The organism is Streptomyces sp. NPDC096323 (assembly GCF_040302845.1).
Classification (GTDB): domain Bacteria; phylum Actinomycetota; class Actinomycetes; order Streptomycetales; family Streptomycetaceae; genus Streptomyces.
Genome location: NZ_JBEOSI010000002.1, coordinates 200,112 through 225,010, shown reverse-complemented (window position 1 = coordinate 225,010; position 24,899 = coordinate 200,112). Strand labels below are relative to the sequence as shown.

The following is a 24,899-nucleotide window of genomic DNA, read 5'->3' as shown; positions in this document are numbered from 1 at the left end:
TCGTCTCGCTTCACGGAACCTCCACATGGTGCCACGCAGGTGAAGCAACCGGACCGAGTCAATCGGAGCCCTATCCTTGTCCCGGCAAGGTCGCGGACCGCCCGGGGTCCAGGGCTCCAGGCCACCGAGGCCCACACCCGGCCCCCGTAGCTCAGTGGATAGAGCAGGCGCCTTCTAAGCGCTTGGCCGCAGGTTCGAGTCCTGCCGGGGGCGCACATCGCGCACCACTATGAGGCCCTCCACCCCGGAGGGCCTTTTCGCTGGTCAGACGCACCCTAGAGGGTGGCTCGTAGAGGCCGCGTAAGCGCCGGACCGGCCTCTGGAGGCTCTGAGGACGGTCCGGCGCTGTCCGGCTGTCACCGGGTTTCTGCGGGTGGCCACGGAAAATGCACGGAGAAGTTTTCCGCGCCCCGTCAGCCCGTGTCAGGGCAGCTCGGGGATGTCCTCCCCCGCTTCCATCCGCTTCTTGAGCTCGGAGAGCTGACCGGACACACACCGGGCGTAGATGGCCAGCAGGATCGGCACGCTGTTCCCTGCCCACTCCGCCACCTGCGCCGGCGGAATGCCGTCGTTGAGCCACTTGGTCAACCGCGTGTGCCGAAGGTCGTACACCCGCTTGCCTAGGGGTGAGGCGAACTCATCAGGGGTGAGGACCTTCACACGAGCGGATCGCCAGGCCCGGCGAATGACGGAGCCGGCGAGCAGCTCGCCCTTCTCCCCCTGGAACAGCAGATCGCTCGGCTTCAGGTCCTCGGCCTTGATGTGCTCGCGCAGGATTCTCGTGAGGGAGGGATGCCCCGGAACAACTCGCGTGTCGTCCGCGGCCCTCCCCCTTCAATCCGCGCTCCTCGTGGATGGCGCCGTTGTCGGTCCAGTTCTTACCGACCTCCGGCTGAGCTGTGTGGAACAACAGCTCGCACCACTGGTCTGCCGTGTCCCCGGGGGTGAGCTGTTCGACTCGTACGCCGAGAGCGTTGAACGGGTCTGGGAGACCGCGCGGCCCATCTCCTCGCCCACTGACCTAGGAGCTCCAGGCGCATGAGCCGAGTCGACTACTTCCGTGACCCCAACGCCCCTGCGGCCAACTCAGTGGTGCCCTCAGTCACGGCCGCCGTGCTCGATGACGAGGGCAGGCTCCTGGTCATCCACAAGACCGACAACAATCTGTGGGCCTTGCCCGGAGGCGGCCACGACATCGGCGAGCGCATCGCTGACTCGGCCGTGCGCGAGGTCGACGAGGAGACCGGGATCAAAGTCGAGGTGGACGGCATTGTCGGGCTCTACACCGACCCGGCGCACGTCCTCGCGTACACCGATGGCGAGGTGCGGCAGCAGTTCTCCATCTGCTTCCGGGCCCACCCGGTAGGCGGAACCCTCCGTACGAGCAGTGAGTCCAAAGAGGTCCGCTGGGTAGACCCGGCGGACCTCGCTGAACTCAACATCCACCCATCCATGCGCCTGCGGATCCAGCACGCGCTGGACGAGTCACGCAATGAGCCCTACATCGGCTGAGTGTCGGCCGGGACAAGGGCCATCCGGCCTTCCACCCGCTCCGTGGCAGCGTAGATCTCCGGCGCCGCTCGCTGGATGAAGCGACCAACGATCGTGTCCGGCCCGTACCGTTGCACGATCTCTTCCAGTCGGGCCGCCGGCGTCGTGTGCCCGCCGTCCGGGGTGGTGGTCATGTCCGACACGATGAGGGCGTCAACGAGCTCGGGCCGCTCGAGCTCGAACTCGGTCTCCAGCTCCTGCCGCAGTCCCCGCTCCTCGGCTTCCAAGAGCGCACAGGAGTGATGCGCCACGAGCCGGACGACCCGCTCGTCGGCGCCCTCCTGGTCTCGGAGAAACCGGGCCCCGTCGAGCGGGTGGAAGCTGGTGGTGGCGATGGACGGGGAATAGCCGACGTCGTGCAGAACGGCGGCGGCCTCCAGCAACGCGGCATCGCGACCGAGGATCGGGCTGAGGGAACGTGCCCGCTTGGCGACCCCGAGGGAGTGCACCCAGCGGCGCGGCAGCGGTTCGGCCAGCATCGATTCGGAGAGCGAGTATGCCCACTCAGTAAGCCCCATGGAAGGCAACGCTATGACTCCTCTCGGGTCTCTGGAAGGGCGCGCACGGTCCGCCCCTTGCCATGAACAGTGACGAGCAGGCCGATGCCCCCATCTGCGCAAGAGCGTGACGTACGGCCGTCCGTGACACCCCGAAGCGCTCGCAGAGGTTCGCCTCCGACGGGTACCTGTCGCCGACGGCGAGCGAGTCCTCCGTGATGACGGCGATCAAGCGCTCAACAAGAGGCGGGATGGGTGCCCGGGACACCCGCCAGCCGGCCCCCGGCACGGACGTGATCAGCTTCTCGGACTCCAGCGTCTTGAGAGCGCGACGGATGGTGTTGCGGGAGACATCGTGAGCCTTCATCAGGGAAGCCTCCGACGGCAGGGTGCCGCCCTTGAGCTGTCCCTGCTCGATCTCCTTCCGCAGCGCATCAGCAATAAGCAGATAGGTTCCGCGCGGACTGACCTCCGGCACGGCACCTCCTTCCACGAGCTTCGGGTTGCTGCAAGGATCACACGGGACCGCGCAAGGCCGGGCGGTGAACGACGGAGCCGAGAGGGCCGCTTTCGGGCCCCCTCGGACCTTCACCACCGGTCGTTGCCAGCGGCAGTCTTTGCGATGGCCCAGCTTAACTCGGCTTCATTGTTGAGAAGTCAATGTCGGTTGGCGCATCAGATTGCATTCGCACCAAGCTCGCATACACATGCTGAAGATCATACGGCTCCAAAATCCCGGAGTCGAGTAGGCCCATTACTAGCGCCCTGCTGGGCGCAGAGTGATCAAGGTTCAGCAAACCCATCATAAGGGCAATATTCACCCTGCCGGATCGCATTGCCTCAACAAGGCAAGCAAGTCGCAGTTGGGCATCCCTTTCATTTACGGGCACGCACAACATACTTACCACGGCACAGAAGACTTGCTTTAGGGTAGATGCATCGGGCTCAATGTCCCTAATTCTATACCACTCTGCCAGGATTTCTGGGTGCACCTCGCCACCACCTGCCATTTCGTAACCCTGAGACACGAGCAGCCACCCCAATCCCTCCCGCCTGAAGTCCGCCGCCCAGGCGGTTGCGAGGTTCAAATGGTTGGATTGCGGAATCCAAACGAATCCAGGCATAGCTTGGCGCCCCATTTGGTCCAACAAGTCAAGCAACTCGTCATCAACGTCAACTTCGGATACCCAGCCAAAGTTCGTGAATGAGTGAGGCTGCCTCAGTGTCATGGTGTGAAGTTGACGCAGAGCAGGGCTTACCGTAGTCCTTCCATTTGCGCTAACAGCTGACAGAAGAGCACTCGCCACACGGGCCTGCTGGTCTTCATCTCTTACTTCTAGGCAAACCTTCAGCGCCTCGTCAGCATTCAGAATTGACCTGGGTCCCGCAGAACGGCGCCGGTTCAATGAGTGAACCTGACATGCGGGCAGAGCAATAAAGGGAGCTCGAGATGTCAACCAGCCAGTGAGTTCACCGCTCAGGTACTCAACGGAGGCAGTTTCCCATTCTCTCTCGACCGCCAACCAGTCACTTGTATCCCCCAAGCGCCCTGACCTAATCAGGTCGGCGGCGCCGCCTCCCTCCTTGGCGTATAGGTCAAAGGCATAGTGAATGATCCAAGGGAAAGCGTTGGAGACCTTTGCATACTCAGCACCAACGGACGGTCCAGCCTTTTCAATGATCCGAGCAAGACTTTCTTTACTTGGGGCGCTGATAAAAGCCTCAATCGACTGCAGCCAATGCCCCTCCGGGAAATCGGCAGAAAGAGCATCTGAGAGTTCAGCGGGGCAGTTTTGGACGCTCAGGTAGGTTAGCGCTAGAGGACCGATCAGAATCCTGTTACGCCCCGAGTTGTTGACGCTGAAGAGTTTAATGATGGACAGGAGCCACGCAGGAGCAGAAAGCCCACCCGCGGGGCTCAAGAGAGAATTATGGGAGTGCGAAATTACGATTCGACCATGCAAGGCCATCGGGATGGTGATTTGCGGGGACATCATTGCGCTAGCACTTACGTGAAGCAACGCCGGCACTTCCTCGGTTAGCCCCAGGGACCATACCGCAAACTTCTGAGCATCCGAAAGGCTTTCAATTACCTCTACAAGTACGTTTTTTGACCACTCGTCTTCATGCGCGGTCCGCACTCCGAGGAAGACTAGAGCCGCCTGCGCAGGAACTTCTTGGTTCAGAATACTTGTATTGAAATAGTCCTGCGCAATCTCCATTCCTCGGTCGGTGATGCAAGCGGCCAACATCGATACGTGCTCACTGGGGGGAAGAGCCAGTAGTTTCAGCCCTTGCTCAAGTAGGGTTGACTCATATCGTGGTGCCCGCACCATCCCATCACTCAGAATCTCCACAGCAAGGCGTGAACCTGTCAGAACGCGACGCTGAATGTTTCCGAAAATGTCGGAATGTGCGTTGAGTTCAGAAACGAGGGCAATAACTGAGTCGCGAAGATTATTACGCCGCGTTGCAAAAATGTTGCCGAGGGCAAACAGCAGTACGTTCCGCCAGTGCGAGCTGACCGACATGATTCGTAGTCGGCGACCAATTTCGTCTTCACTGCAGTTCATCAAGGCATCCGCAGCCCAAAATTCTTGCAGAGATCGAATTTCAAAGCTCACTTCGTCTTCCCGAGACGGGACCAAAAAGACGAGCCTGTCAGTGGCAGCCCGACTGATTGCAGAGGCTAGCTCGTCTAGGCGGCGCCCATCATGTCCTTCGCTGCGCAGCCTATCTCCGATGATTGAATGCAGCTCCTGCAGCGTGAGCCTTGAACCTGTCTCCCCTGAACGTTCGCTACGGTTTTGCAGCAGGAGCCCGACATCAGCATGAATCGAGTCAATATCAGTTTTGTGATCACGGAGAAGGTTGCTCGCCGCACCCTCCTTCTCCAGCTCCCGCTCATAGATAACGCGATAGTAGTCTGCGAACAGGGTAAACCTGTCTTTGGGAGCTTTTCCGACACGATCGAGCAGTACAGCCATGATAGTTACTTGCAGCGGAGTGGCCATGAGGTGAGCCGTAGACGGCTCGTCGGCAGCGCGCTCAAGGCGCATCACCAAGCGCTGAACTCTATCTGAGCTGTCTCCGTACCGCGCCACAGCAAGCTTTCTGCCGTAGCCCAAGGCCGTACTTCTATCCAGGGGCGTCAATACAAAATGCTGGAAGTTTTTGGGTGAGAAATCGTCCGTGTATCCCTGCGGTCGGGTCGTGGCAACGACCACCAAATCGGCGTTAAGCTCATCAGCCTCCAACTGAAAGGCGCTAATCTGGGAAAGCACTTCTGCTCTGTTGCTAGACCCTGGAACTTCATCGAGACCATCGAGTACAAGCAGCCACGGAAAATCTGCAAGCCATTGCTTCATGTCCTTGGCAAGGACTTCGGTACTCGACACCTCCGAGACTCTCTGTGCGATGTAATCAAGCAGACTCTTGCACTTTCCTTGGGCGAGTTCATCTGCCAAACGGGTAAGCGGAATGTTGACCGGCCAGCGCCTAGCCATTGGTGTAAGGAACGCAGCTTCTGCTTGTGCGTTGATTTGGCTTACAGCCGCTCGTAGCTCTGGATTGCGCATAGCGGTTGTGTCTTTCACCAATTGGGCGCGGTAAAGTTGGCACAAGAATTGGCTTACGGTGCTCTTCCCTTGGCCTGGCCCGCCCACCAGAACGTATCTATTCGATGCGTAGGGGATATGCGGCTGGCTGGACATATTCCCCTCCTCTGGGGAATGCTTCACGTTGCAAGCCGCAATCAAAGTCTCCAGACATCGCACGTTGCCGGATTGATGTTCATTACTCAAACCAATTGGGACATCAAAGAATACGTCAGCAAGAGGAATCGTTCGATCGTCGGCGGATCCGGCTTGGTCGAGATTGGCAAACCTGTCTTTAAGCAGTTCCTTTGCTAGGCAAGATTTGATAGCTTGCGAGGCGTCGACGCTACGCTGCATGACTCCTGTATGAATGGCCGCCAAGATGTCTCCCGGGAGAACCCATGCAGCATATGCAGTACGGATCCCGCTGTGCTTTTCGAGAAATCTTGAAATATTCTCCGCATGCCAAACAGTCCATTGCGAAATCCCGAGTCTTTCGCACTCATCATTCATAACCTTGGCCACACGGTCGATTCCGCCTGTCGTGGGGGTGGCCGAGAGTGAAACGTTCGAGGCGACAATGAAGTGATCGGGCCTCTTCTTACGCTTCGGCGACTCGCGCCATTCTTTGAATTCCTTCCTGAGTTCACTGATAAGCCAAGTGGCCTCCGCGCGGGCGGCGGCAGGGACTTCCTTGTATTTCGCCTGCAAAACGGTGTATTGGCCCGTTGTCGGCATTGTTTGAGTGGCTTCACGGCCACCATCTGACCCGGCACCGAATACCGTGACAGTTGGGCCCAGCTCTGCGACAGTGATGGACTGCGCAAGATTTTCGAACTCGCGAGAGCCAAGGCGGTACAAGTCAAATCTCATGGACGCATTATGCAACTGTCAGTGTTCTCCCCGCGGTGATTCCGCCAAAGTTGCGGGGATCTGAAGCGGGCACACCAGCGAGACGCGCTCCGACCGACCGGTCGTCGCCACCTTCTGGGGTCGGCACAGGGGAAGGAGTGGGCCGCACGTTTAGGCTCAGCTCGGGGGGCAGGGCCTGCCGGCAACAACGTTCACCTTGGCGAGGTCCGAGGTGCGAGCCATGCGACCTGCTCCAGGAAAGGCGTCAGCCTCCCGGCTCACTATCGTGAGCTCATCCCGACAGTGGCAACGGGCAGGCGCGTGCAGAGCGCAAGCCGCCTGCATGCCCGGGTGACAACAGACGGAACGAACCCCTCCGGTGAATACGCGGGGACGAGCCCAGTTAATGAACTACCACCTCCCGCTACCTTCCAGGTCACAGCCCTGAGGTGGGCGGAGAGAACCACTCTCTTCTAAGCGCTTGGCCGCAGGTTCGAGTCCTGCCGGGGGCGCACAGACCGCACCACTATGAGGCCCTCCACCCCGGAGGGCCTTTTCGCTGGTCAGCGGCACCTTATCGAGCGGTGCGTAGCGGGACTGTAAGCGCGGACCGGCCCCGCCCGCCCCCGCCCCGAGCTGTCGGCCACCCGGCCAAGCGCCGAGACATCCCGTGAGCCGACGCCCCGGGAAAGACAGTCCGCGTCTTACGTGGAACAGGCCTTACGCAGAGGGAAACTTACGTAGAGCCTTGCTCGGGTACCGGATGACTGCGACTTGCGCCGCTCAGGCCCGGGCCCGCTACTACGCATCGGGCCCCCTCGTGGACCCGGTCCGGGACGAGGTCCGGCAGTCCATGGAGCCGTACGCGGACCCGTACCGGCGTACTTCATGACTGGCATCGGCCCCATTGACTGCGCACCCGCCGCCCGTCTAGCTTTCCACGAGCGCGATTGAAACCTTTCAGTACACCTTCAGTACGTGTGCCGCTGCGGTCCCGCACCGGCATGCCCCTCGCCCGGGAGTCCCGATCATGCAGCGCGTCTGCTTTCTGCTGAACGTACGCAAGGACCGCATCGACGAGTACCGCGCGCGCCATGCCGCCGTCTGGCCGGACATGCTCGCCGCGCTCTCCGGCGCGGGCTGGCGCAACTACTCGCTCTTTCTGCGCGAGGACGGGCTGCTCGTCGGCTATCTGGAGACGGAGGACTTCGACGCGGCCCGTGAGGCGATGGCCGCGACCGAGGTGAACGAGCGGTGGCAGCGGGACATGGCGGACTTCTTCGAGCAGACGGAGGCGGCCGACGAGGCGATGGTGCCGCTCGCCGAGGTCTTCCACCTGGCGTGACGTGCCACGGGGCCGCGCGTCAGCCCGCCGCTGCCAGCAGGACGAAGGCGGCGAGCGAGAGCGCGGTGCGGAAGCGGTGGAGGGCGTTCCAGCGGGTCTCGAACGCGGTGCGGGCCGCCTTGTCGTCGCCGCCCTCGGACTCGGCCAGCGCCGTGTTCAGCGGGATGTTGCCGGCGATCGTCACCAGGTGGGAGACGACGGCGCACGCCAGCGCCACGGTGATCAGCGGCCAGCCGTCCTCGCCGTGCTCGGTGAACGCGGCGACGGCCGGGAAGGCGATCACGCCGAGGAAGAGGACGAGGAAGGCGGGTCCGGGAACCTTCTCGTTGAACCGGCGCATCGCCGCGGTGAAGCCTTCATCGGGCAGTGCGGCGAGGCCGGGCATGATCGCGACGAGGAACGTCAGCATGAAGCCGGCGTAGAGGCCGGTCGTGATCACGGCGACAGTCAGGAACGCGGAATCCATGCGCCCATCATGGCGCGGCGGGGTCGGTCGAACAGCCTGAATGCGCAGGTCTGTTCGACCGACCCCAGCGACACCCGGACCGCCGGTCAGTCCATCTCGCCTTCCTCCGCGCCCGTTCCGGTGTCGGAGTGCCCGCCCTTCAGGCGGTCCGCCTGCCCGATCGCGGTGGCCAGTTTCGCCACCGAGTCGTCCTCGGTCTCCCGGGCCAGTGCATGGGCCCGGGTGGCGAGTTCGCCGAGCCCGGGCGCACCGGGGAGCTTCCCGCCGCGCAGGTTGTCGGCGAAGTAGGCCGCGACGGCGGCTACTTGCAGGCGGAGGCCGGCGCCGCCCCAGAGCTTGCCGTCGATCGCGCCGGTCTCCACGGAACCCGTCTCCTCGTGCGCCGCCCGGGTCTTCGGGTCCAGCCAGCGCACCGTCGCGGTGGCGACATGGCCCGAGGCGCCGTCCCGCAGGCGTACGGCGTAGAGCGCCGTCACCGTGTGGCCGGGACCGATCTCACCGCCGTCCACGCTGTCGTCGCGGAAGTCGTCATCGGCGACCTTGCGGTCCTCGTACCCGATCAGTTTGAACTTCTCCACCGTCTTCGGGTCGAAGGCGACCTGTGCCTTCGCGTCGCGCGCCGTGAGTTCGATGTGGGCGGGCAGCTGGTCGACGAAGACCTTGCGGGCCTGTTCCTCGTCGGCGATGTACGTGGTGTGGCCATCGCCCTTGTTGGTGAGCTGCTCCATGAACGCGTCGCCGTAGTCGCTGCCCACACCGACCCCGAAGAGGGTGATGCCGTACTCGCGGCGGGCCGAGTCGATCCGTTCGAGGATGGACTTCGCGTCGGTCTCGCCCGTGTTGGCGAGCGCGTCGGAGAGCAGCACGACGCGGTTGTTGGCGCCCTTGCGGTGGCCGTCGACGGCCTCCTCGTAACCGCGCCGGATGCCTGCGCCCACGTTGGTGGAGGCGGCGGGTTCCATGGACTCGACGGCGTCGTGGATCTTTCCGCGGTGGTCGCGCAGCCGGGTCATCGGCAGCACGGTCTTCGCCTCGTCGCTGAACGTGACCAGGGAGACCGAGTCGTCGTCGCGCAGCTCGTCCGTGAGGATGCCGAGCGAGGTCTTCGCCAGCCCGAGGCGGTCGGGCGAGGCCATCGAGCCGGAGATGTCGACCACGAAGGTGAGGGCGGCGGGCGGGCGTTCGGCGCTGCTGGGCGCCGCCTTGGTGGCCAGGCCGACCCGCAGCAGCGACCAGTCACCGCCCTCCGCGCCGGCCCGCGCCCCGTCGACGGAGACCGTGAAGCCGTTGCCGTCCGGGCGGTGGTAGCCCTGGCGGAAGCTGTTGACGAACTCCTCCGGCCGTACGGTCTCCGGGCCCGGCAGCCTGCCGTCGGCGAGGGTGCGGCGCGCGTATCCGTACGAGGCGGTGTCCACGTCCAGCGCGAAGGTGGACAGGTAGTCGGGTGCGATGGGTTTCTTCAGCCCGTCCGCCTTCTCCGCCCCGTCCGCCTTCTCCGCCCCGTCCGCGGGCTTGGCCGCCTGTGGCCCGCCCCTGGAGGCGGTCGGCGCCTGCGCCCGTTTGCCGCTGTCGGCAGAGCTCGTACCGTCGGACGAATCGCCCGAGCAGCCGGTGAGCAGGACGCCCCCGGCGAGCATCAGCCCTACTGCCCCTCGGTACATCCGTGTCCGGTGTCCCATCCCGTACCCCCTGTGTCGTCGTGTCACCACTTGTGAATGTGACGTGCGAGCGGGGGCGCCGGAGCCGTCGAAGACGTTGCGGAACGATCTCGATGCGGCAACGACGGACGGTGATCCGGCGGAATGTCAAGGTCAGGACACGATGTCCTTACGGCTGAATCCCCGGAAGGCGAAAGCGAACAGGATCAGGGCATACGTCACCGAGATGGCCGCGCCCTTCGCCATCCCGGCCCACTCCAGGTCGGGCTGGAGCGCGTCGGCCCACGCGAACTGCCAGTGGGCGGGCAGGAAGTCGCGCCAGGAGCCGAGCGCGGTGACCGCGTCCAGGACGTTGCCGACGATCGTCAGCCCGACCGCGCCGCCGACCGCGCCGAGCGGGGCGTCCGTCTTGGTCGACAGCCAGAACGCCAGCCCCGCGGTGACGAGTTGCGACACGAAGATGAAGGCGACGACGAGCGCGAGCCTCGGCACGGTGTCCCCGGTCGCGAGCGCACCGCCGGTGGGCAGTTCGAGCGGCCCCCAGCCGTACGCGGCGGCTCCCGCGGCCAGCGCGACGAGCGGCAGCAGCACCATCGCGGCGAGGCTGAAGCCGAGCGCCACGACGAGCTTGCTCCACAGCAGCCTGGCCCGGGGCACGGGCGCCGCCAGCAGGTAGCGCAGCGAGGACCAACTGGCCTCGGAGGCCACGGTGTCGCCGCAGAACAGCGCGACCGGGACCACCAGCAGGAATCCGGCCGAGACGAAGAGACACGTCGCCGCGAAGTTCGCGGCGGAGGCGGTCGCGGTGTCCATCAGGGTGATGCGGTCCCCTCCTCCGGGTCCGCCGTCCGGGGTGCCGCCGATCGCGAACGCGATGATCAGGATGAACGGCAGCGCGCCCAGCACCCCGCCCATGAGCAGGGTGCGCCGCCTGCGCAACTGGCGTACCGCCTCCACCCGCAGCGGCAACGTGCGCCGCGCACGGTATCCGGGCGCCTCGGGGGCTTCTGCCGCTTCTGCTGCTGTGGCGATCATGCGGACGCTCCGGAGATCAGGGTGAGGAACGCGTCCTCCAGGCGGCGGTGCGGCCCGACGCCGGTCAACGGCACGTCCAGGCGCACCAGTTCGGTGATGAGCTGTGGCGAGGTGGCGCCGTCGAGCCGGACGAGCAGCCCGTGCGCGTCGTCGGTACGGACGGCGGAGCCGATCCCCGCGAGCGAGGCGATCTTCTCGACGAGCGGTTCGGTGATCTCCTCGGCGGAGGTCACCAGCACCATGTCGCCGGAGCCGGTGATCTCGGCGACGGGTCCGGCCTGGACGAGCCGGCCGCGGTCCATGACCACCAGGTGGGTGCAGGACTGCTCGACCTCGGACAGGAGGTGGCTGGAGACGATGACGGTACGGCCGCCGGCCGCGTACCGGATCATCACGTCCCGCATCTCGCGGATCTGGGGCGGGTCGAGCCCGTTGGTCGGCTCGTCCAGGATGAGGAGGTCCGGCATCCCGAGCATGGCCTGAGCGATGGCGAGGCGTTGCCGCATGCCCTGCGAGTACGTACGCACCGCTCTGGCCAGTGCGTCGCCGAGCCCGGCGATCTCCAGGGCCTCCTCGATGTGCGCGTCCTCGGCGGGCCGCCCGGTGGCCTGCCAGTACAGATCCAGGTTGGCGCGCCCGGACAGGTGCGGCAGGAAGCCGGCGCCTTCGACGAAGGACCCGACCCGGGACAGCACGGGCGCGCCGGGCCGGATGGCCCGTCCGAAGACGCGGATCTCGCCGGCGTCGGGCGTGATGAGCCCCATGAGCATGCGCAGCGTGGTGGTCTTGCCTGCCCCGTTCGGCCCGAGGAGCCCGAGCACCTGCCCCTTCTCGACGCGGAACGACAGCTCCTTGACCGCGTACCGGTCGGCGGATTTGGCGTACTTCTTCGACAGGCCGGTGATCTGCAGCGGTACGTCGGTGAGGGCGGGGTCCGGGGCGGGTGTGGCGGTACGGCGCCGGGCGGTGAGCAGCAGCAAGGCCGCGATCACCGCGGCGGCGGCCGGGAGCCCCCAGGTCCACCAGGGCAGGGCGGCCGCCGCGGTCTTCAGACCGGGTGCGGTGGGCAGGGTCAGCGGGCCGTCGAGGGAGACGGTGTACGTGGTCGGCGCGGCCGGGGACGCGTAGCCGAGGTCGGTGGCGGCCAGCACGAGCCGGAGCCGGTGTCCCGAGTCGATCTCGTGGTCGACAGCGGGCAGCGTCAGCTCCAGCGGCCTGCCCTGCTGTTCGGGGGTGATCCGGTAGGGGGCGACGAGCTGGGAGGGCAGCACCTGCTGCTTGCCGTCCGGGGACACGTCGTACACCTTGCCGAACAGCACCGCGTCGCCCTGTCCCGCCTTCACGTTCACGCGGACGGCCGGTGAGCCGGTGATGCGCCGGGATTCCGTCAGCGGGGCGGAGTCGAAGCGGGCGTACTGCCCGGGGAAGTCGAGGGAGAGCCCGACGCCGAACGTGGACAACTGGGCGAGACCGCCGCCGACACCGGGGACGGCGGAGATGGCGGGCGGGCTGGCCCCGGCGGGGTTGCTGAACTCCTGCTGCCCGCCCTGGAGCTTGATGCGCTGCGGGCCGCTGCTCAGCCCGGGGTAGGTGGCGCCGCTCGCGCCGCGGGTGAGAGCGGCCCCGTCGGTGGAGTCGATGCCGCCGGTACGGGTGACGCGGAAGGCGGGCCCGGTGTCGGCGCCCTTGTCCTCCTTCAGATAGCGGTCGAACCAGTCCCCGACCCGCTTGCGCACCCGGTCGGTCTCCGGGTCGCCGCCGTCGTGTCCGCCGGCGATCCAGTCGACGGAGACGGGCGCGCCGTTGGCCTTGACGGCCTGGGCCATGGCGTCGGCCTGGCCGAGCGGGAAGAGGGAGTCGGTCTGCCCCTGCACGATCAGCGCCGGCACCTTGATGCGGTCGGCGACGGCGCTCGGGGAGCGTTCGGTGAGCAGGGCGCGCGCGGCGGCGTCCGGCTTCCCGCTGACGGCGACGCGCTCGTACATGGCGCAGAGCTGCTTGTCGAAGTTCTCGCAGCCGCCGCCGGTGGTGACGAAGATGCCGGCCCAGAGCTTCTTGAACACCCCGTCGGGGAAGAGGGCTTCGGCGAGGTTCCAGTACGTGATCTCCGGGGCGATGGCGTCCACGCGCTTGTCGTACCCGGCGGCGAGGAGCGAGACGGCTCCGCCGTAGGAGGCGCCGGTGATGCCGACGCGCGGGTCGCCCGCACCGTCGAGCTGCACCTCGGGGCGGCCGGCGAGCCAGTCGATCAGCCGGGAGACGTCCTTGACCTCGCGGTCGGGGGCGTTGAGCGAGATCTTGCCACCGGACTTGCCGAAGCCGCGCGCGGACCAGGTCATGACGGCGTACCCGTCGGCGGCCAGTTGCTCGGCCTGCTTCCGGGTCTCGGCCTTGCTGCCGCCGAAGCCGTGGCCGATGAGCACGGCGGGCCGGCGCGCGGTGCCGCCGGTGGTGAAGTACGAGGTGTCGACGGACACCCCGTCGACGCGCATCATCCGGTCCTGCCGGTGCACGGCCGGCGCGCCGTCGTCGGCCACCGCGGTCCACGTGCCCGCCCCGGCCAGCACGACGAGCGCGGCGATGCCCGCCGCCCACCGGCCGCGGGAGCGGGGCAGCAGGCGCCGCCACCGGGACGTACGCGCAATAGGGGTCTCCATGTGTCGAGCCTAAGCGGGCCACCGCCCCGCCTGCGCTGCCGCCAGGCGGAGGTCCCCGGCCTCCTCAAGGCGTACGATGCCGCCCCGACGTACTCCGCTCGCGGTATGCCCACCGTGCGGCCCGTCCCGCCCCCCGGAAGGCCCTCCATGGACAACCCGGTAGAAATCCGGCGCGCCACGACCGTCGCCGAGCTCGAGGCGGCCCAGCATCTCTACGACGGCCCGGCACGCACCCAGTGGGCGGCCCGCTTCCTCGCGGCGGACGGCCATCTGATGGTGATCGCGTACGTGGCCGGCGTCCCGGCCGGTTTCGTATCGGGCATCGAGATGCTGCACCCGGACAAGGGCGCGGAGATGTGTCTGTACGAGCTCGCGGTCGACGGCCCCTACCGCCGCCGCGGCATCGGCCGCGCACTGACGCAGGCGCTGGCGTCGGTCGCCCGGGAGCGGGGCTGCTACGACATGTGGGTCGGCGTGGACCTCGACAACGAGGCCGCGCAGGCGACGTACCGCTCGGCGGGTGCGTCGGACGACGGGCGCTTCACCACGCTGACGTGGGGGTTCGACGCGTCGGAGTGAGCGGGGCTTCGGCTCTTGAGGTCGGACATCAGGTCGCGCATGTCGCTGATCATCGCGGCCTTGTGGGGGGCTAGGTCCGGCTGCTTCGCGGCGTTGTCGGGCAGTTGCCCCTGCTCGCCCTCCCAGTTCGTGGAAGCGTAGATGCTCAGCGAGAGGACGGCTCCGCCTTCCAGCACCCGCAGCTCCTGCTCCCCGTTCTCCAAGGAGAGCATGTAGGCCTTGTCGCCCAACTCCGGGACTGCTTCCGTCTTGGTCTCCGGTTCGATCCCCAACTCGGTCGCGTTCTTGCCTGCCTCGAACTCGGCGCGGGGATCGGTCTCCTTGTGCAGGGCGACCCGGACCGTGACCGAGTAGTCGACCGACCAGCCCTTGTCGTCCGGCCGCTGCTGAGCGCCCGCCGGCCGGAGAGGTATGTAGCACACGGCCCGGTCGAGGACGGCGTGCCTCAGCACGCCCGTGTCCAAACGGCTCTCGGTGTCTCTCGGCGCAATCGCGGCACCGAGCGACTTCAGCCGCACGGCCGCACAGGGATCCTTGCCCAGCCGGTACCCGTGCAGGTCGGGCGCCCCGTCCCGCACCCCGCCCGCGAACAGCACCGCCCCCCACACGGCCGACGCCACGACAGCCCCGCCGAGTGCCCACAGCCACCGTGCCCTCGGCCTCGGGACTCGCGGCGGGCGGTCTCCTTCTTCCCGCTGCGGACCGGAATGGCCCAGCACTTCACGTACGGCGGAGGTGCCGAACTCCCCCGCCATCTCCGGCTCGGAAATCATCCCGCCCCCTCGGTCGCGCGTCACACCCCATACCGCAGCATCATGATTCACTACGGCCCACCCTTGTGGGAAGCTCACGTCCCACACGCGCGAAGGCTGTTCAAGCTCCCCAAGTGCGCCTTGTTGCAGGCGTGTTGGAATACCTTATGGTCAATTCCATTGACAGCACGACGCGCCTGAATCCGGACGGTCTCCCGCAACGCCTCCGTGCCGAGATCGAGCGGATGAGAGATGAGGCGACACGCCAGAGGAAACTCGCCCACCGCCGAGCCGAGTTCTGGGCCAGGACGGACATTGTTCTCGGCTTCCCCGCGGCGCTGCTCGCGGGCACGGCGGGAGCGGCAGGGCTGGCCTCGGCGGATGTGCGCGTTCCCGCCGCCCTGGCCGCCCTCGCCTCTGCCGGGTTCGCGGCGGGAGCCGGCTTCCTGCGCAGCGACACCAGACGCCGCGCCAACAAGCGCGCCCGGAGCGCGTGGGCCTCCGTCGAGGCCAGGGCCATGGTGGCACTGGCCCAGGAGCACGTCACCCATGAGGCCCTTGACGGCCTGCTGGAATGCCGCCAGGCCGCGCTCGCGGCGTACGACGGCGAGGACGCCCAGCCCGGGCCGTCGTGATCCGCGGCCCTGCGCGAGGAGTAGGCGTTCTTCACGTCCGACTCCACGGAGATCTGGGGCGCGGGTGACATCTGCGGTGACGCAAACGGCCAGTCCGCCACCAAGTGCACCGAGCAGGAGCTGGAAGCCTCCGCGCGGAAGGGCGTCTCCGCCGAGGTGAAGATCAGCGGCGGCATCGCCACCCGCATCACCGACGACCACTGACCGTTCGTCCGAAGACGGGCCTGCGCGACACCAGTCGCTTGCCCGTTACAGCCGTACCACTCGGCGAACCGCTCGCACCGAGGGACGGTTGACGGTTCAGGTGCGGGGCAGCGCGGTGGTGATGAAGCGGGCGGCGCGGTCCAGGGCCGCGTCGGCCTCGTCCAGCAGGCCCTCGAATGCCTGGAAGACGTGGGGGACGTCGTCGGTGATGTCGAGTTGGACGTCGACACCGGCCGCGGCCGCCCGGACTGCGAACCGGGTCGAGTCCTCCAGCAGGACCTCGTTGGAGCCGGCCTGTACCAGGAGCGGTGGCAGACCAGTCAGGTCCGCGTGGACGGCCGGGCTCAGCAACGGCTGGTCGGGGTCCTGTCCGGCCAGGTAGTGAGCGAAGACGGCGCCCAGGTCCGCACGGGTGAAGAGCGGGTCGGCGTCGTGCTTGGTGGTCATGCTCTCGCCCGACAGGGTGGCGTCCAGGCCCGGGGAGAAGATGACCGCGGCGGCCGGCATCGGCAGTCCGGCGTCGCGGGCGGTGAGCAGGGTGGTGATGCCGAGGCCGCCGCCGGCCGACTCCCCGGCCAGGACGATCTGCTCGGCCGCAATGCCCTGGCCCAGCAGGTCGCGGTAGGCGGCGAGGCCGTCCTCGACAGCGGCGGGGAAGGGGTGCTCGGGGGCGAGCCGGTAGTCGACCGAGATGGCGCGGACGCCGGTGCGGCGCACCAGCGCGGCGGTGAGTTGCAGGGCCGTGGCGGGCGAGCCGAAGACCCAGGCTCCGCCGTGGAAGTAGATGATCGTCCCGGTGGCGGGGCTGCCCTCGGGCTCGACGGTCAGGGCGGAACGCCCGCCGAGAACGGAGGGAGTGACAGTCACTCCGGCCGGGGCCGGGCCCGAGGCCATCTGGGCTTCGAAGTCCTTGCGCAGTTGCTCCGGCGGGAGGCCGCCGTCGAACGGGGCCTGCCGCATCAAGGTGTCGACTGTCGCGCGCTGTGCCTTGCTCATGCGATCCTCCAGATGAGTGCTGTTCTTCACTAGGAACTATATTCCTAGGAATGTCATTCCAACGAATCTGGAGCAGAGTGTGACCGACCTCACGCAGGTGTTCATGGACGTCGTCCGCTACGAGACCAGGCTCTACAACGCGCTGGGCGAACGGCTGCGCACCGAGCACGGTCTGACGATGGGCCAGTTCGAGTTCCTTCGCATCATCGAGAGCCGGGACGACTGCCGGGTCAACGACCTGGCGGAGGAGGCCGCCATCACCGTCGGGGCGACCAGCAAGGGGGTGGACCGCCTGGAGGCCGCCGGCTGGGTGGTCCGGCGCCCCAATCCCAGCAACCGCCGCTCGTCCCTGCTGGAACTGACCTCCGAGGGCGGCAAGCTGCTGGCCGCCGCCACGCCCACGTTCGAGGACGGGCTGCGCTCCTGGCTCGCCGAGCCGCTGACGGCCGGCTCACTGGAGCAGTTCGCGTCCACCGTCGCCCTGCTGCGCAGGACGCTGGAGGACGCCTCGGCGGGGATGCCTGCCGGTTAGGGGCGTTCGATCGACGTCATCGCTCACTGAGCGGTCGGCGGGGCGCTCCCCTCACCCCGGGGTCCCCGCCGGCGCCGGGTAGACCCGCTCCTCCGGCAGCAGCCGGGCCGCCTTCTCCGCCTGGCCCGCCCTGGTCAGTTCGTGGATCTCCCGGGCCAGCGGGGTGACGTCGCGGATCGCCACCGTCCACGTACCGCCGCGCCGCCTCCCCCGCCAGGCCCAGCTGGAGAGAGCGGTACGGGAGCCGGTTCAGGTGCAGGTCGCGCTCCGGGTCCCACTGGACGCGGGTCGGGGCATGGCGGAGGCTGCGCTTCCAGGTGGTGAGGTCGGGATGCACTCCTCGCTCGTGGTGCGAGAGTTCGGCGTTGGCCAGCGCCCAGTCGAAGCCCTCGCGGGCGATGTCGACGGCCAGGACGGTCTCCTGGCCCTCCTTCGTCGCCCAACCGCATCGATACATCGTCCACAGGAAGCTCGGCTTGATCCACGTCATGCGGTCGCGCTTCCAGGCGGACGGGAAGCGGCCGTCGCGGGCGGCGGGGAGGCCGAGGGACGGGGCGTACGCCTGGTAGACGGTGACCGTCGTGTCGGTGTGGAGCGCGCGGATCTCGTGCTGGGGCGGGGTGGGAGCGGTCATGGCCTCATCCCAGCATCTGGCGCGGCCCGTCGGCGAACGGGTTTCGTACCTGCTTCGGTACTGACATTCGTCATACGGAGACGGTTACTCCCGGCTCTGCCGGTGGCCGGGGTCCGGCGGCCAGTCTGTACGTATCGAGAGCGGGAGCCGCGAGGGCGCCGCCGATACGGGAGGAACCCGTCATGAGCAGCCCGGCCGCCACCGTCACCGCTCCTGTCACCGACGCCGGTGCCCCGGCGGCCGCCGCTTCGTTCTCTCCGCGCAGGGCCCTGCTGGACAGCCTGACGCCGCTGCTCGTGGATGTGGCCGTGCCGCTCGTCTCGTACTACCTGCTGAAGGCGGCGGGGATGGGGACGTTCGGCGCGCTGGCCTGGAGCAGTGTGGTGCCGGCGGTGCGGACGGCGTGGGGTGTGGTGCGCGAGCGGCGGCTCAACGGGCTCGCGGCGCTGATCGTGGCGGTGAACGTGGTGGGGCTGCTGCTGAGCCTGGTGGCCGGTGACCCGCGGCTGATGCTCCTCAAGGACAGCGGTGTGAGCAGCACGATCGGTCTGGTGGTCCTGGTGACCGCGCTGCGCGGGCGGCCGATGATGTCGGCGGCGCTGCGGCCGTGGCTGACCCGGGGCGGGGTGGCCAAGTCCGCCGCCTGGCTGCGGCTTTCGGCGGAGTCGGAGGCGTTCCGGCGGGCCGAGGTGCGGCTCTCCCTGGTGTGGGGCGCGGCGCTGCTGGGCGAGTGCGCGGTGCGGGCCGTGGGCGCGTACACCGTGCCGGTCGAGACGATGGTGTGGGCCGGCACGGTGGTCCTGGGGGCGGCGATGGTGCTGGCGTTCGTCGTCTCGGGGCGGGTCGCTGTCGTACCGATGGAGCGGATGATCGAGGAGGCGGCCGGTACCGGTCGCTGACCTCCCACGAACCGCCGCAGGGCCGCCCCGGGGGAGTGGCCCTGCGGTGCTGTGCTGGTGGCGTGAGGCGTCAGTGGTTGCGCGGGAAGCCCAGGTCGACGCCGGAGGGGGCGTCGGCCGGGTCCGGCCAGCGGGTGGTGGTGACCTTGCCGCGGGTGTAGAAGTGCACGCCGTCGTTGCCGTAGATGTGGTGGTCGCCGAAGAGCGAGTCCTTCCAGCCGCCGAAGGAGTGGTAGCCCACCGGCACCGGGATCGGGACGTTGATGCCGACCATGCCGGCCTCGATCTCCAGCTGGAAGCGGCGGGCGGCGCCGCCGTCGCGGGTGAAGATGGCGGTGCCGTTGCCGTACGGCGAGGCGTTCATCAGCGCCACGCCCTCCTCGTACGTGTCGACGCGCAGCACGCACAGGACCGGGCCGAAGATCTCGTCCTTGTACGCGTCCGAGTCGGTGGAGACGTTGTCGAGGAGGGAGAGGCCGATCCAGTGGCCGTCCTCGAAGCCCTCGACCGTGTGGCCGGTGCCGTCGAGGACGACGTCGGCGCCCTGGGCGGCGGCGCCGGTGACGTACGAGGCGACCTTGTCGCGGTGGGCGGCGGTGATGAGCGGGCCCATCTCGGACGTCGGGTCGTTGCCGGGGCCGATCTTGATCTTCTCGGCGCGGTCCTTGATCCGGGCGACGAGGTCGTCGGCGACGGAGCCGACCGCGACGACCGCGGAGATCGCCATGCAGCGCTCACCGGCGGATCCGTACGCGGCGGAGACGGCGGCGTCCGCGGCGGCGTCGAGGTCCGCGTCCGGCAGGACCAGCATGTGGTTCTTCGCCCCGCCCAGCGCCTGGACGCGCTTGCCGTTGGCGGACGCGGTGGCGTGGATGTAGCGGGCGATCGGGGTCGAGCCGACGAAGGAGACGACGGCGACGTCCGGGTGGTTCAGCAGGCCGTCGACAGCGACCTTGTCACCGTGCAGGACGTTCAGGACGCCGTCCGGCAGACCGGCCTCGGAGGCCAGCTCGGCCAGCAGGTTGGCGGCAGACGGGTCCTTCTCGCTGGGCTTGAGCACGAACGTGTTGCCGCAGGCGATGGCGAGCGGGAACATCCACATCGGCACCATGGCCGGGAAGTTGAACGGCGTGATGCCGGCGACGACACCGATGGACTGCCGGATCGAGGAGACGTCGACCCGGGTGGAGACCTGGGTGGACAGCTCACCCTTGAGCTGCGTGGTGATGCCGCACGCCAGCTCGACGATCTCCAGGCCGCGGGCGACCTCACCGAGCGCGTCCGAGTGCACCTTGCCGTGCTCGGCGGTGATCAGGGCGGCGATCTCGTCGCGGTGGGCGTCCAGCAGAGCACGGTAGCGGAAGAGGATCGCGGTGCGGGCGGACAGCGACGAGGTTCCCCAGGTCGTGTACGCGTCCTTCGCGGCGGCCACCGCGGCGTCGACCTCTTCCACGGAGGCCAGCGCGACCTGGGTGGTGACGGCTCCGGTGGCCGGGTCGGTGACCGGGCCGTAGTTGCCCGACGCGCCCTCGACGGTCTTGCCACCGATCCAGTGGTTGACGGTCTTCATCGTGTGTCTCCTTCAGAGGTGACGGCGTCGGGCGGTGAGGCGTCGTCCGTACTCTCCCCGTGCAGTGACCGCCTACGGGCGAGTGGCCTTTTCGGCTACGTCAACATCCCACCACGCCGGCGTCGGAGGGGGGCCCGACACTGTGTCTGCCGTTTCGGTACTGGCGTAGACACAAGGGGGAGGCCCCGGCCGGCCGGGGCGGTGCTCGTCAGCGGGATACCTCCGGCGCGGGGCCGTAGCGAGCGGGGAGTCGTCGCTCGCACTTCGCTCCTGCCAGGGCGAAGCGGCCCCCTGCGCCGGAGGCGATTGGTGCATGGGCGTCACGCGGTACGTATGCGAAGTCGGGTACCCCCCGCTGAACACGCTTATCCGGCCCAGCAGTTCAAAGATCTCATCTGAGGTGTGCGCCGTACAGCCACCGGTCAACGGCAGTACGCCCCACTCCCTCTCCCCGGTGACAAGTGCGTGAACTCCTCCCGGACTCGTCCCGGCACCGGCTCCTGACTCCGCCGGTTCCAGTGACGTGTCGGCGGCCTGCGGTGTTGTCCTCCATGACAGGACGGGGCTCGCTGCCGCCGTCACCGCACCGTTTCAAGGAGTACCCCACCGTGATCCGCACGACTCCGCCCTTCCGCCGCGCGGGCCTGGCCGCGCTCGCCCTGGCCGCCGCTCTGGCCCTCGCCCCCGGCGCCGCCGCCGACGCGAACAACGCGCCCCCGCCCGACTCCAGCCCCGTCTGCGCCTTCTACGACGGCGACGGGCCGACCGCCTTCGGCGATCAGGGCGAGCGCGTCTCGCAGGTGCAGTGCATGCTCGCCAACCGGCGTTACCTGCCGTGGGACGCGCTGGACGGCGTGTTCGGCCCCAGCACCCTCGCCGCGGTCCAGCGCTTCCAGGCCGACCACCCGCCGCTCCTCCCGGACGGGATCGTCGGCCCGCACACCTGGTCGGCGCTCTGGCACGCCTGACGACCTGGGTGCGCCCGGGGCCTTCGGGTGCTCGGGCGCACCCGCCGCCGGGTCGTCCGGGGGTGCGGGACGCCACGTTCCACCTGTGGCCCCATGCGTTCCTTCTGTCTCAGTGGTGACCTGCTCGTCACACATGTCTCCGTTACGCGGGTTTTCCGTCACAGGCGCTCGACAGGCCCACCCCACCTCCCGGCGCCCTCGTTCACCGGTCAGAGGCTGAGTGATCGACAGCGTCCGCGCCACAGCTCCCCCGACGGCCCCCAGGGCCACCGCTGCGGCGCGGAGCAGAGAGGTGGCACGTATGACGGACAGAAGGCTCTGGTCCTACAAGGACATCGCCGCACACATCCGGGTGCAGCCGGACACCGTCCGCTCCTACCGGAAGCACGGCCTTCTTCCTGCGCCGGACCATGTGGAGAGCGGGAAGCCCTACTGGTACGCCGACACCATCCGCGCCTGGGTCGCCGCCCGTCCCGGCAACCGGGGCCGCCGGGAGTGAGCGCCCCTCACCCAGTTGGCGCCACACCGCCGGAAGGCACTCGCGTTCATACCCCCTAGGGGTATAGAGTCGTGAGTGTGGAGGCGCACCGGCCTTCCCGGAGTCCCCGGGCCCCTGCCGCCACATCCATTTGTGCTCGTCGAAGAGGAGAACACGATGACCGCCGAGACCCAGCTTCCCCAGGCGACCGGCTCCTGCTGCTCGCCCAGCGGTTCCTGCCACGACAGTGCGGGCGCGGACGCCGGGCAGGGTGGCGTCACCACCGTCTACCAGGTGACCGGCATGACCTGCGGACACTGCGAGGGCGCGGTCTCCGAGGAGATCTCCGCCCTCGAGGGTGTCACCTCCGTGAAGGCGGTGGCGTCCACCGGGCAGGTGACGGTCGTCTCCCAGGCCCCGCTGGACGAGGAAGCCGTGCGCGCCGCCGTCGACGAGGCGGGTTACGAGCTCGCCGGCCGGGCCTGACCGCACCGCGATCCACAGCACACGCATCACCCCTTTGCCCCGGGCCTGTCCGACCAGCAGATACTGGTGGGGCACGGCCCGGTCGGCGTTTCAGGAGTTCGGACATGCACAGCGCAACAGATGTCGAGGCCCCGGCAACGGAGAGCTCTCAGGCCGAGCTCACGATCGGCGGGATGACCTGCGCGTCCTGCGCGGCGCGCGTCGAGAAGAAGCTGAACCGAATGGATGGCGTCACCGCCACCGTCAATTACGCGACCGAGAAGGCGCGCGTCGCCTTCGGTCCCGGAACCGGCCTCGCGGACCTGATCGCCACGGTCGAGAAGACCGGGTACACCGCGAAGCCCGTCCCGTCACGCCCTGCACCGAAGCCGCCCGTGCGGACGCCGGTACCGGCGGCCCCGGACACCTCGGCCCCCGCCCCCGCCCCCGATGACGCCGACGCCGACGCAGATACCGGCGACGCCCGCACCCCCGCCCTCGACTCCCTGCGGCAGCGGCTCATCGTCTCCGCCGTCCTCGCCGCCCCCGTCGTGGCGATGGCGATGATCCCGGCCCTCCAGTTCGACAACTGGCAGTGGCTCTCCCTCACGCTCGCCGCCCCGGTCGTCATCTGGGGCGGGCTCCCCTTCCACCGCGCCACCTGGACCAATCTCCGGCACGGCGCGGCCACCATGGACACCCTGGTCTCGGTCGGGACCCTCGCCGCGTTCGGCTGGTCGCTCTGGGCGCTGTTCCTCGGCGACGCCGGAATGCCCGGCATGCGGCACGGCTTCGACTTCACGGTCTCCCGCGCCGATGGTGCGTCCACCATCTACCTGGAGGTCGCGGCCGGGGTCGTCACCTTCATCCTGCTGGGCCGGTATCTGGAGGCCAGGTCCAAGCGGAAGGCCGGTTCCGCTCTCCGGGCGCTGATGCATCTGGGCGCCAAGGATGTCGCGGTCCTGCGGGATGGTGCGGAGGTACGCGTCCCGGTGAGCCGGCTGGCCGTCGGTGACCGCTTCGTCGTCCGCCCCGGCGAGAAGGTCGCCACCGACGGCACCGTCACCGAGGGCGCCTCGGCGGTGGACGCGTCGATGCTCACCGGTGAGTCCGTTCCCGTCGACGTGCGGGCCGGGGAGTCCGTCACCGGCGCCACCGTGAACGTCTCCGGCCGGCTCGTCGTCGAGGCCACCCGGGTCGGCGCCGACACGCAGCTCGCCCGGATGGCCCGGCTCGTCGAGGACGCGCAGAACGGCAAGGCCGAGGTGCAGCGGCTCGCCGACCGGATCTCCGCGGTGTTCGTCCCCGTGGTCCTGGTGATCGCCCTGGTCACGCTCGTCGCCTGGCTGCTGGTGACGGACGACGTGACGGCCTCGTTCACGGCCGCCGTCGCCGTCCTGATCATCGCCTGCCCCTGCGCCCTCGGCCTCGCCACCCCGACAGCCCTCATGGTCGGTACGGGACGCGGCGCCCAGCTCGGCATCCTCATCAAGGGCCCCGAGGTCCTGGAGACCACCCGCCGGGTGGACACCATCGTCCTCGACAAGACCGGCACCGTCACCACCGGCAAGATGACCCTCCAGACCGTCCACACCACCCCCGGCACCACCGAAACCGACGTCCTGCGCCTCGCCGGAGCCCTGGAACACGCCTCCGAACACCCCATCGCCCAGGCCGTCGCCACCGGAGCCGCCCACCGCACCGGAACCGCCCTCCCCACCCCCGAGGACTTCACCAACGTCCCCGGACTCGGCGTCCAGGGCATCGTCGAAGGACACGCCGTCCTCGTCGGCCGTCCCCGGCTGCTCACGGACGCCGGTATCGGCATCCCCGGCGCCCTGTCCGCCGCGATGACGGAGGCGGCCGCCCACGGTCGTACCGTGATCGCGGTCGCCTGGGACGGCGAGGCACGCGGTGCCTTCGAAGTCGCGGACGCGGTCAAGGACACCAGCGCGGCCGCCGTCGCCGATCTCCGCGCACTCGGCCTGACGCCGATCCTGCTGACCGGCGACAACCGGGCGGTGGCCGAGTCCGTGGCCCGCGCGGTCGGGATCGACGAGGTGCGCGCCGAGGTGCTGCCCGAGGAGAAGGCGCAGGTCATCGAGCGCCTGCAGGCCGAGGGGCGGGCCGTCGCCATGGTGGGTGACGGGGTCAACGACGCGGCGGCGCTGGCTACCGCGGACCTCGGTCTGGCGATGGGAACGGGCACGGACGCCGCGATCGAGGCGAGCGATCTGACGCTCGTTCGTGGAGATCTCAAGGTGGCAGCGGATGCCATCCGGCTCTCCCGGCGCACCCTGGCCACCATCAGGGGCAACCTTTTCTGGGCATTCGGCTACAACGTTGCTGCTCTACCCCTTGCGGCATTTGGCCTGCTCAGCCCTATGATTGCGGGAGCGGCGATGGCCTTCTCCTCGGTCTTCGTCGTGACGAACAGCCTGCGCCTGCGGTCCTTCACGTAATTTCCACAAAGAGACTTAGATCACACCGGTTGAGGGGTAACCATTCGGTGGGTTCACGAGTCTAAGAG

Annotated in this window: 21 protein-coding genes, 1 tRNA gene and 3 pseudogenes; 13 read left to right on the top strand and 12 right to left on the bottom strand. The window is 68.0% G+C overall.

What is annotated here, in order from left to right; all coding sequences use genetic code 11:
• The first annotated feature begins 140 nt into the window (after positions 1-140).
• Positions 141-213, top strand: a tRNA-Arg gene (locus ABTX18_RS05075).
• 210 nt (positions 214-423) lie between these two features.
• Here the strand turns inward: ABTX18_RS05075 and ABTX18_RS05070 are convergent.
• On the bottom strand, positions 424-660 hold the full coding sequence (locus ABTX18_RS05070) for a hypothetical protein (RefSeq protein WP_352121357.1): 237 nt from the start codon (positions 658-660) through the stop codon (positions 424-426).
• Positions 661-931: 271 nt separating this feature from the next.
• Here ABTX18_RS05070 and ABTX18_RS05065 point away from each other — a divergent pair.
• Both ABTX18_RS05065 and ABTX18_RS05060 read left to right on the top strand, forming a co-directional pair.
• Positions 932-1,042, top strand: a pseudogene (locus ABTX18_RS05065) (XRE family transcriptional regulator); the annotation flags it as partial.
• Positions 1,039-1,512 carry an NUDIX hydrolase gene (locus tag ABTX18_RS05060; protein ID WP_352121356.1) on the top strand — a complete coding sequence of 158 codons (474 nt, stop codon included), beginning with the start codon at positions 1,039-1,041 and terminating at the stop codon, positions 1,510-1,512. The pseudogene ABTX18_RS05065 and the gene ABTX18_RS05060, both read left to right, overlap by 4 nt.
• On the opposite strand, the gene ABTX18_RS05055 is transcribed toward ABTX18_RS05060, so the two are convergent.
• The 3 genes from ABTX18_RS05055 to ABTX18_RS05045 form a co-directional block, all read right to left on the bottom strand.
• Positions 1,500-2,069, bottom strand: coding sequence for an HD domain-containing protein (locus ABTX18_RS05055; RefSeq protein ID WP_352121355.1), 570 nt, complete (start codon positions 2,067-2,069; stop codon positions 1,500-1,502). The two genes, ABTX18_RS05060 and ABTX18_RS05055, sit on opposite strands and share 13 nt — an antisense overlap.
• On the bottom strand, positions 2,056-2,526 hold the full coding sequence (locus tag ABTX18_RS05050; protein ID WP_503061094.1) for a GntR family transcriptional regulator: 471 nt from the start codon (positions 2,524-2,526) through the stop codon (positions 2,056-2,058). Before ABTX18_RS05050 ends, ABTX18_RS05055 begins: the two co-directional genes overlap by 14 nt.
• 154 nt (positions 2,527-2,680) lie before the next feature.
• Complete coding sequence (locus tag ABTX18_RS05045) at positions 2,681-6,517, bottom strand: NACHT domain-containing protein (protein ID WP_352121354.1); 3,837 nt, start codon at positions 6,515-6,517, stop codon at positions 2,681-2,683.
• A gap of 742 nt (positions 6,518-7,259) precedes the next feature.
• On the opposite strand from ABTX18_RS05045, the gene ABTX18_RS05040 reads away from it, so the two are divergent.
• Both ABTX18_RS05040 and ABTX18_RS05035 read left to right on the top strand, forming a co-directional pair.
• Complete coding sequence (locus ABTX18_RS05040; protein ID WP_352121353.1) at positions 7,260-7,388, top strand: hypothetical protein; 129 nt, start codon at positions 7,260-7,262, stop codon at positions 7,386-7,388.
• A gap of 138 nt (positions 7,389-7,526) precedes the next feature.
• Positions 7,527-7,841: an L-rhamnose mutarotase gene (locus ABTX18_RS05035; protein ID WP_352121352.1), complete on the top strand. Its 315-nt coding sequence runs from the start codon at positions 7,527-7,529 to the stop codon at positions 7,839-7,841.
• 19 nt (positions 7,842-7,860) lie between these two features.
• Here the strand turns inward: ABTX18_RS05035 and ABTX18_RS05030 are convergent, their stop codons facing one another.
• The 4 genes from ABTX18_RS05030 to ABTX18_RS05015 form a co-directional block, all read right to left on the bottom strand.
• On the bottom strand, positions 7,861-8,307 hold the full coding sequence (locus ABTX18_RS05030; RefSeq protein ID WP_352121351.1) for an anthrone oxygenase family protein: 447 nt from the start codon (positions 8,305-8,307) through the stop codon (positions 7,861-7,863).
• Between the two features lie 86 nt (positions 8,308-8,393).
• On the bottom strand, positions 8,394-9,986 hold the full coding sequence (locus ABTX18_RS05025; RefSeq protein WP_352121350.1) for a vWA domain-containing protein: 1,593 nt from the start codon (positions 9,984-9,986) through the stop codon (positions 8,394-8,396).
• Positions 9,987-10,118: 132 nt separating this feature from the next.
• Positions 10,119-11,000, bottom strand: coding sequence for an ABC transporter permease (locus ABTX18_RS05020; protein WP_352121349.1), 882 nt, complete (start codon positions 10,998-11,000; stop codon positions 10,119-10,121).
• Positions 10,997-13,657, bottom strand: coding sequence for an alpha/beta fold hydrolase (locus ABTX18_RS05015; protein WP_352121348.1), 2,661 nt, complete (start codon positions 13,655-13,657; stop codon positions 10,997-10,999). The genes ABTX18_RS05020 and ABTX18_RS05015 overlap by 4 nt, the downstream gene beginning before the upstream one ends.
• A gap of 147 nt (positions 13,658-13,804) precedes the next feature.
• On the opposite strand from ABTX18_RS05015, the gene ABTX18_RS05010 reads away from it, so the two are divergent.
• Entirely contained in the window at positions 13,805-14,236 is a 432-nt protein-coding gene (locus ABTX18_RS05010; protein WP_352121347.1) for a GNAT family N-acetyltransferase, read from the top strand.
• A gap of 919 nt (positions 14,237-15,155) precedes the next feature.
• A complete protein-coding gene (locus ABTX18_RS05005; RefSeq protein ID WP_352121346.1) occupies positions 15,156-15,623 on the top strand; it encodes a hypothetical protein in 468 nt (155 codons plus the stop codon).
• Between the two features lie 300 nt (positions 15,624-15,923).
• Here the strand turns inward: ABTX18_RS05005 and ABTX18_RS05000 are convergent, their stop codons facing one another.
• Positions 15,924-16,823 (bottom strand): alpha/beta hydrolase, encoded by a 900-nt coding sequence (locus ABTX18_RS05000; protein WP_352121345.1) that lies wholly within the window; start codon positions 16,821-16,823, stop codon positions 15,924-15,926.
• 79 nt (positions 16,824-16,902) lie between these two features.
• Between ABTX18_RS05000 and ABTX18_RS04995 the strand changes: the two genes are divergently transcribed.
• On the top strand, positions 16,903-17,355 hold the full coding sequence (locus ABTX18_RS04995) for a MarR family winged helix-turn-helix transcriptional regulator (RefSeq protein WP_352121344.1): 453 nt from the start codon (positions 16,903-16,905) through the stop codon (positions 17,353-17,355).
• A 51-nt stretch (positions 17,356-17,406) separates the two neighbouring features.
• Here the strand turns inward: ABTX18_RS04995 and ABTX18_RS04990 are convergent.
• Positions 17,407-17,989 (bottom strand): annotated as a pseudogene (locus ABTX18_RS04990) (DUF4291 domain-containing protein).
• A gap of 182 nt (positions 17,990-18,171) precedes the next feature.
• Here ABTX18_RS04990 and ABTX18_RS04985 point away from each other — a divergent pair.
• Complete coding sequence (locus tag ABTX18_RS04985) at positions 18,172-18,888, top strand: VC0807 family protein (RefSeq protein ID WP_352121343.1); 717 nt, start codon at positions 18,172-18,174, stop codon at positions 18,886-18,888.
• Positions 18,889-18,958: 70 nt separating this feature from the next.
• Here ABTX18_RS04985 and ABTX18_RS04980 read toward each other — a convergent pair whose 3' ends face one another.
• Positions 18,959-20,458 carry a CoA-acylating methylmalonate-semialdehyde dehydrogenase gene (locus ABTX18_RS04980; RefSeq protein WP_352121342.1) on the bottom strand — a complete coding sequence of 500 codons (1,500 nt, stop codon included), beginning with the start codon at positions 20,456-20,458 and terminating at the stop codon, positions 18,959-18,961.
• Between the two features lie 217 nt (positions 20,459-20,675).
• Positions 20,676-21,040, bottom strand: a pseudogene (locus ABTX18_RS04975) (5-deoxy-glucuronate isomerase); the annotation flags it as partial.
• 26 nt (positions 21,041-21,066) lie between these two features.
• On the opposite strand from ABTX18_RS04975, the gene ABTX18_RS04970 reads away from it, so the two are divergent.
• The 4 genes from ABTX18_RS04970 (at position 21,067) to ABTX18_RS04955 (ending at position 24,831) form a co-directional block, all read left to right on the top strand.
• Positions 21,067-21,426 (top strand): peptidoglycan-binding domain-containing protein, encoded by a 360-nt coding sequence (locus tag ABTX18_RS04970; RefSeq protein ID WP_352121341.1) that lies wholly within the window; start codon positions 21,067-21,069, stop codon positions 21,424-21,426.
• A gap of 301 nt (positions 21,427-21,727) precedes the next feature.
• Positions 21,728-21,925, top strand: a complete 198-nt coding sequence (locus ABTX18_RS04965; protein WP_136325357.1) for a helix-turn-helix transcriptional regulator — start codon at positions 21,728-21,730, stop codon at positions 21,923-21,925.
• 156 nt (positions 21,926-22,081) lie between these two features.
• On the top strand, positions 22,082-22,390 hold the full coding sequence (locus ABTX18_RS04960; RefSeq protein ID WP_352121340.1) for a heavy-metal-associated domain-containing protein: 309 nt from the start codon (positions 22,082-22,084) through the stop codon (positions 22,388-22,390).
• Between the two features lie 104 nt (positions 22,391-22,494).
• A complete protein-coding gene (locus ABTX18_RS04955) occupies positions 22,495-24,831 on the top strand; it encodes a heavy metal translocating P-type ATPase (protein WP_352121339.1) in 2,337 nt (778 codons plus the stop codon).
• Positions 24,832-24,899 lie beyond the last annotated feature (68 nt).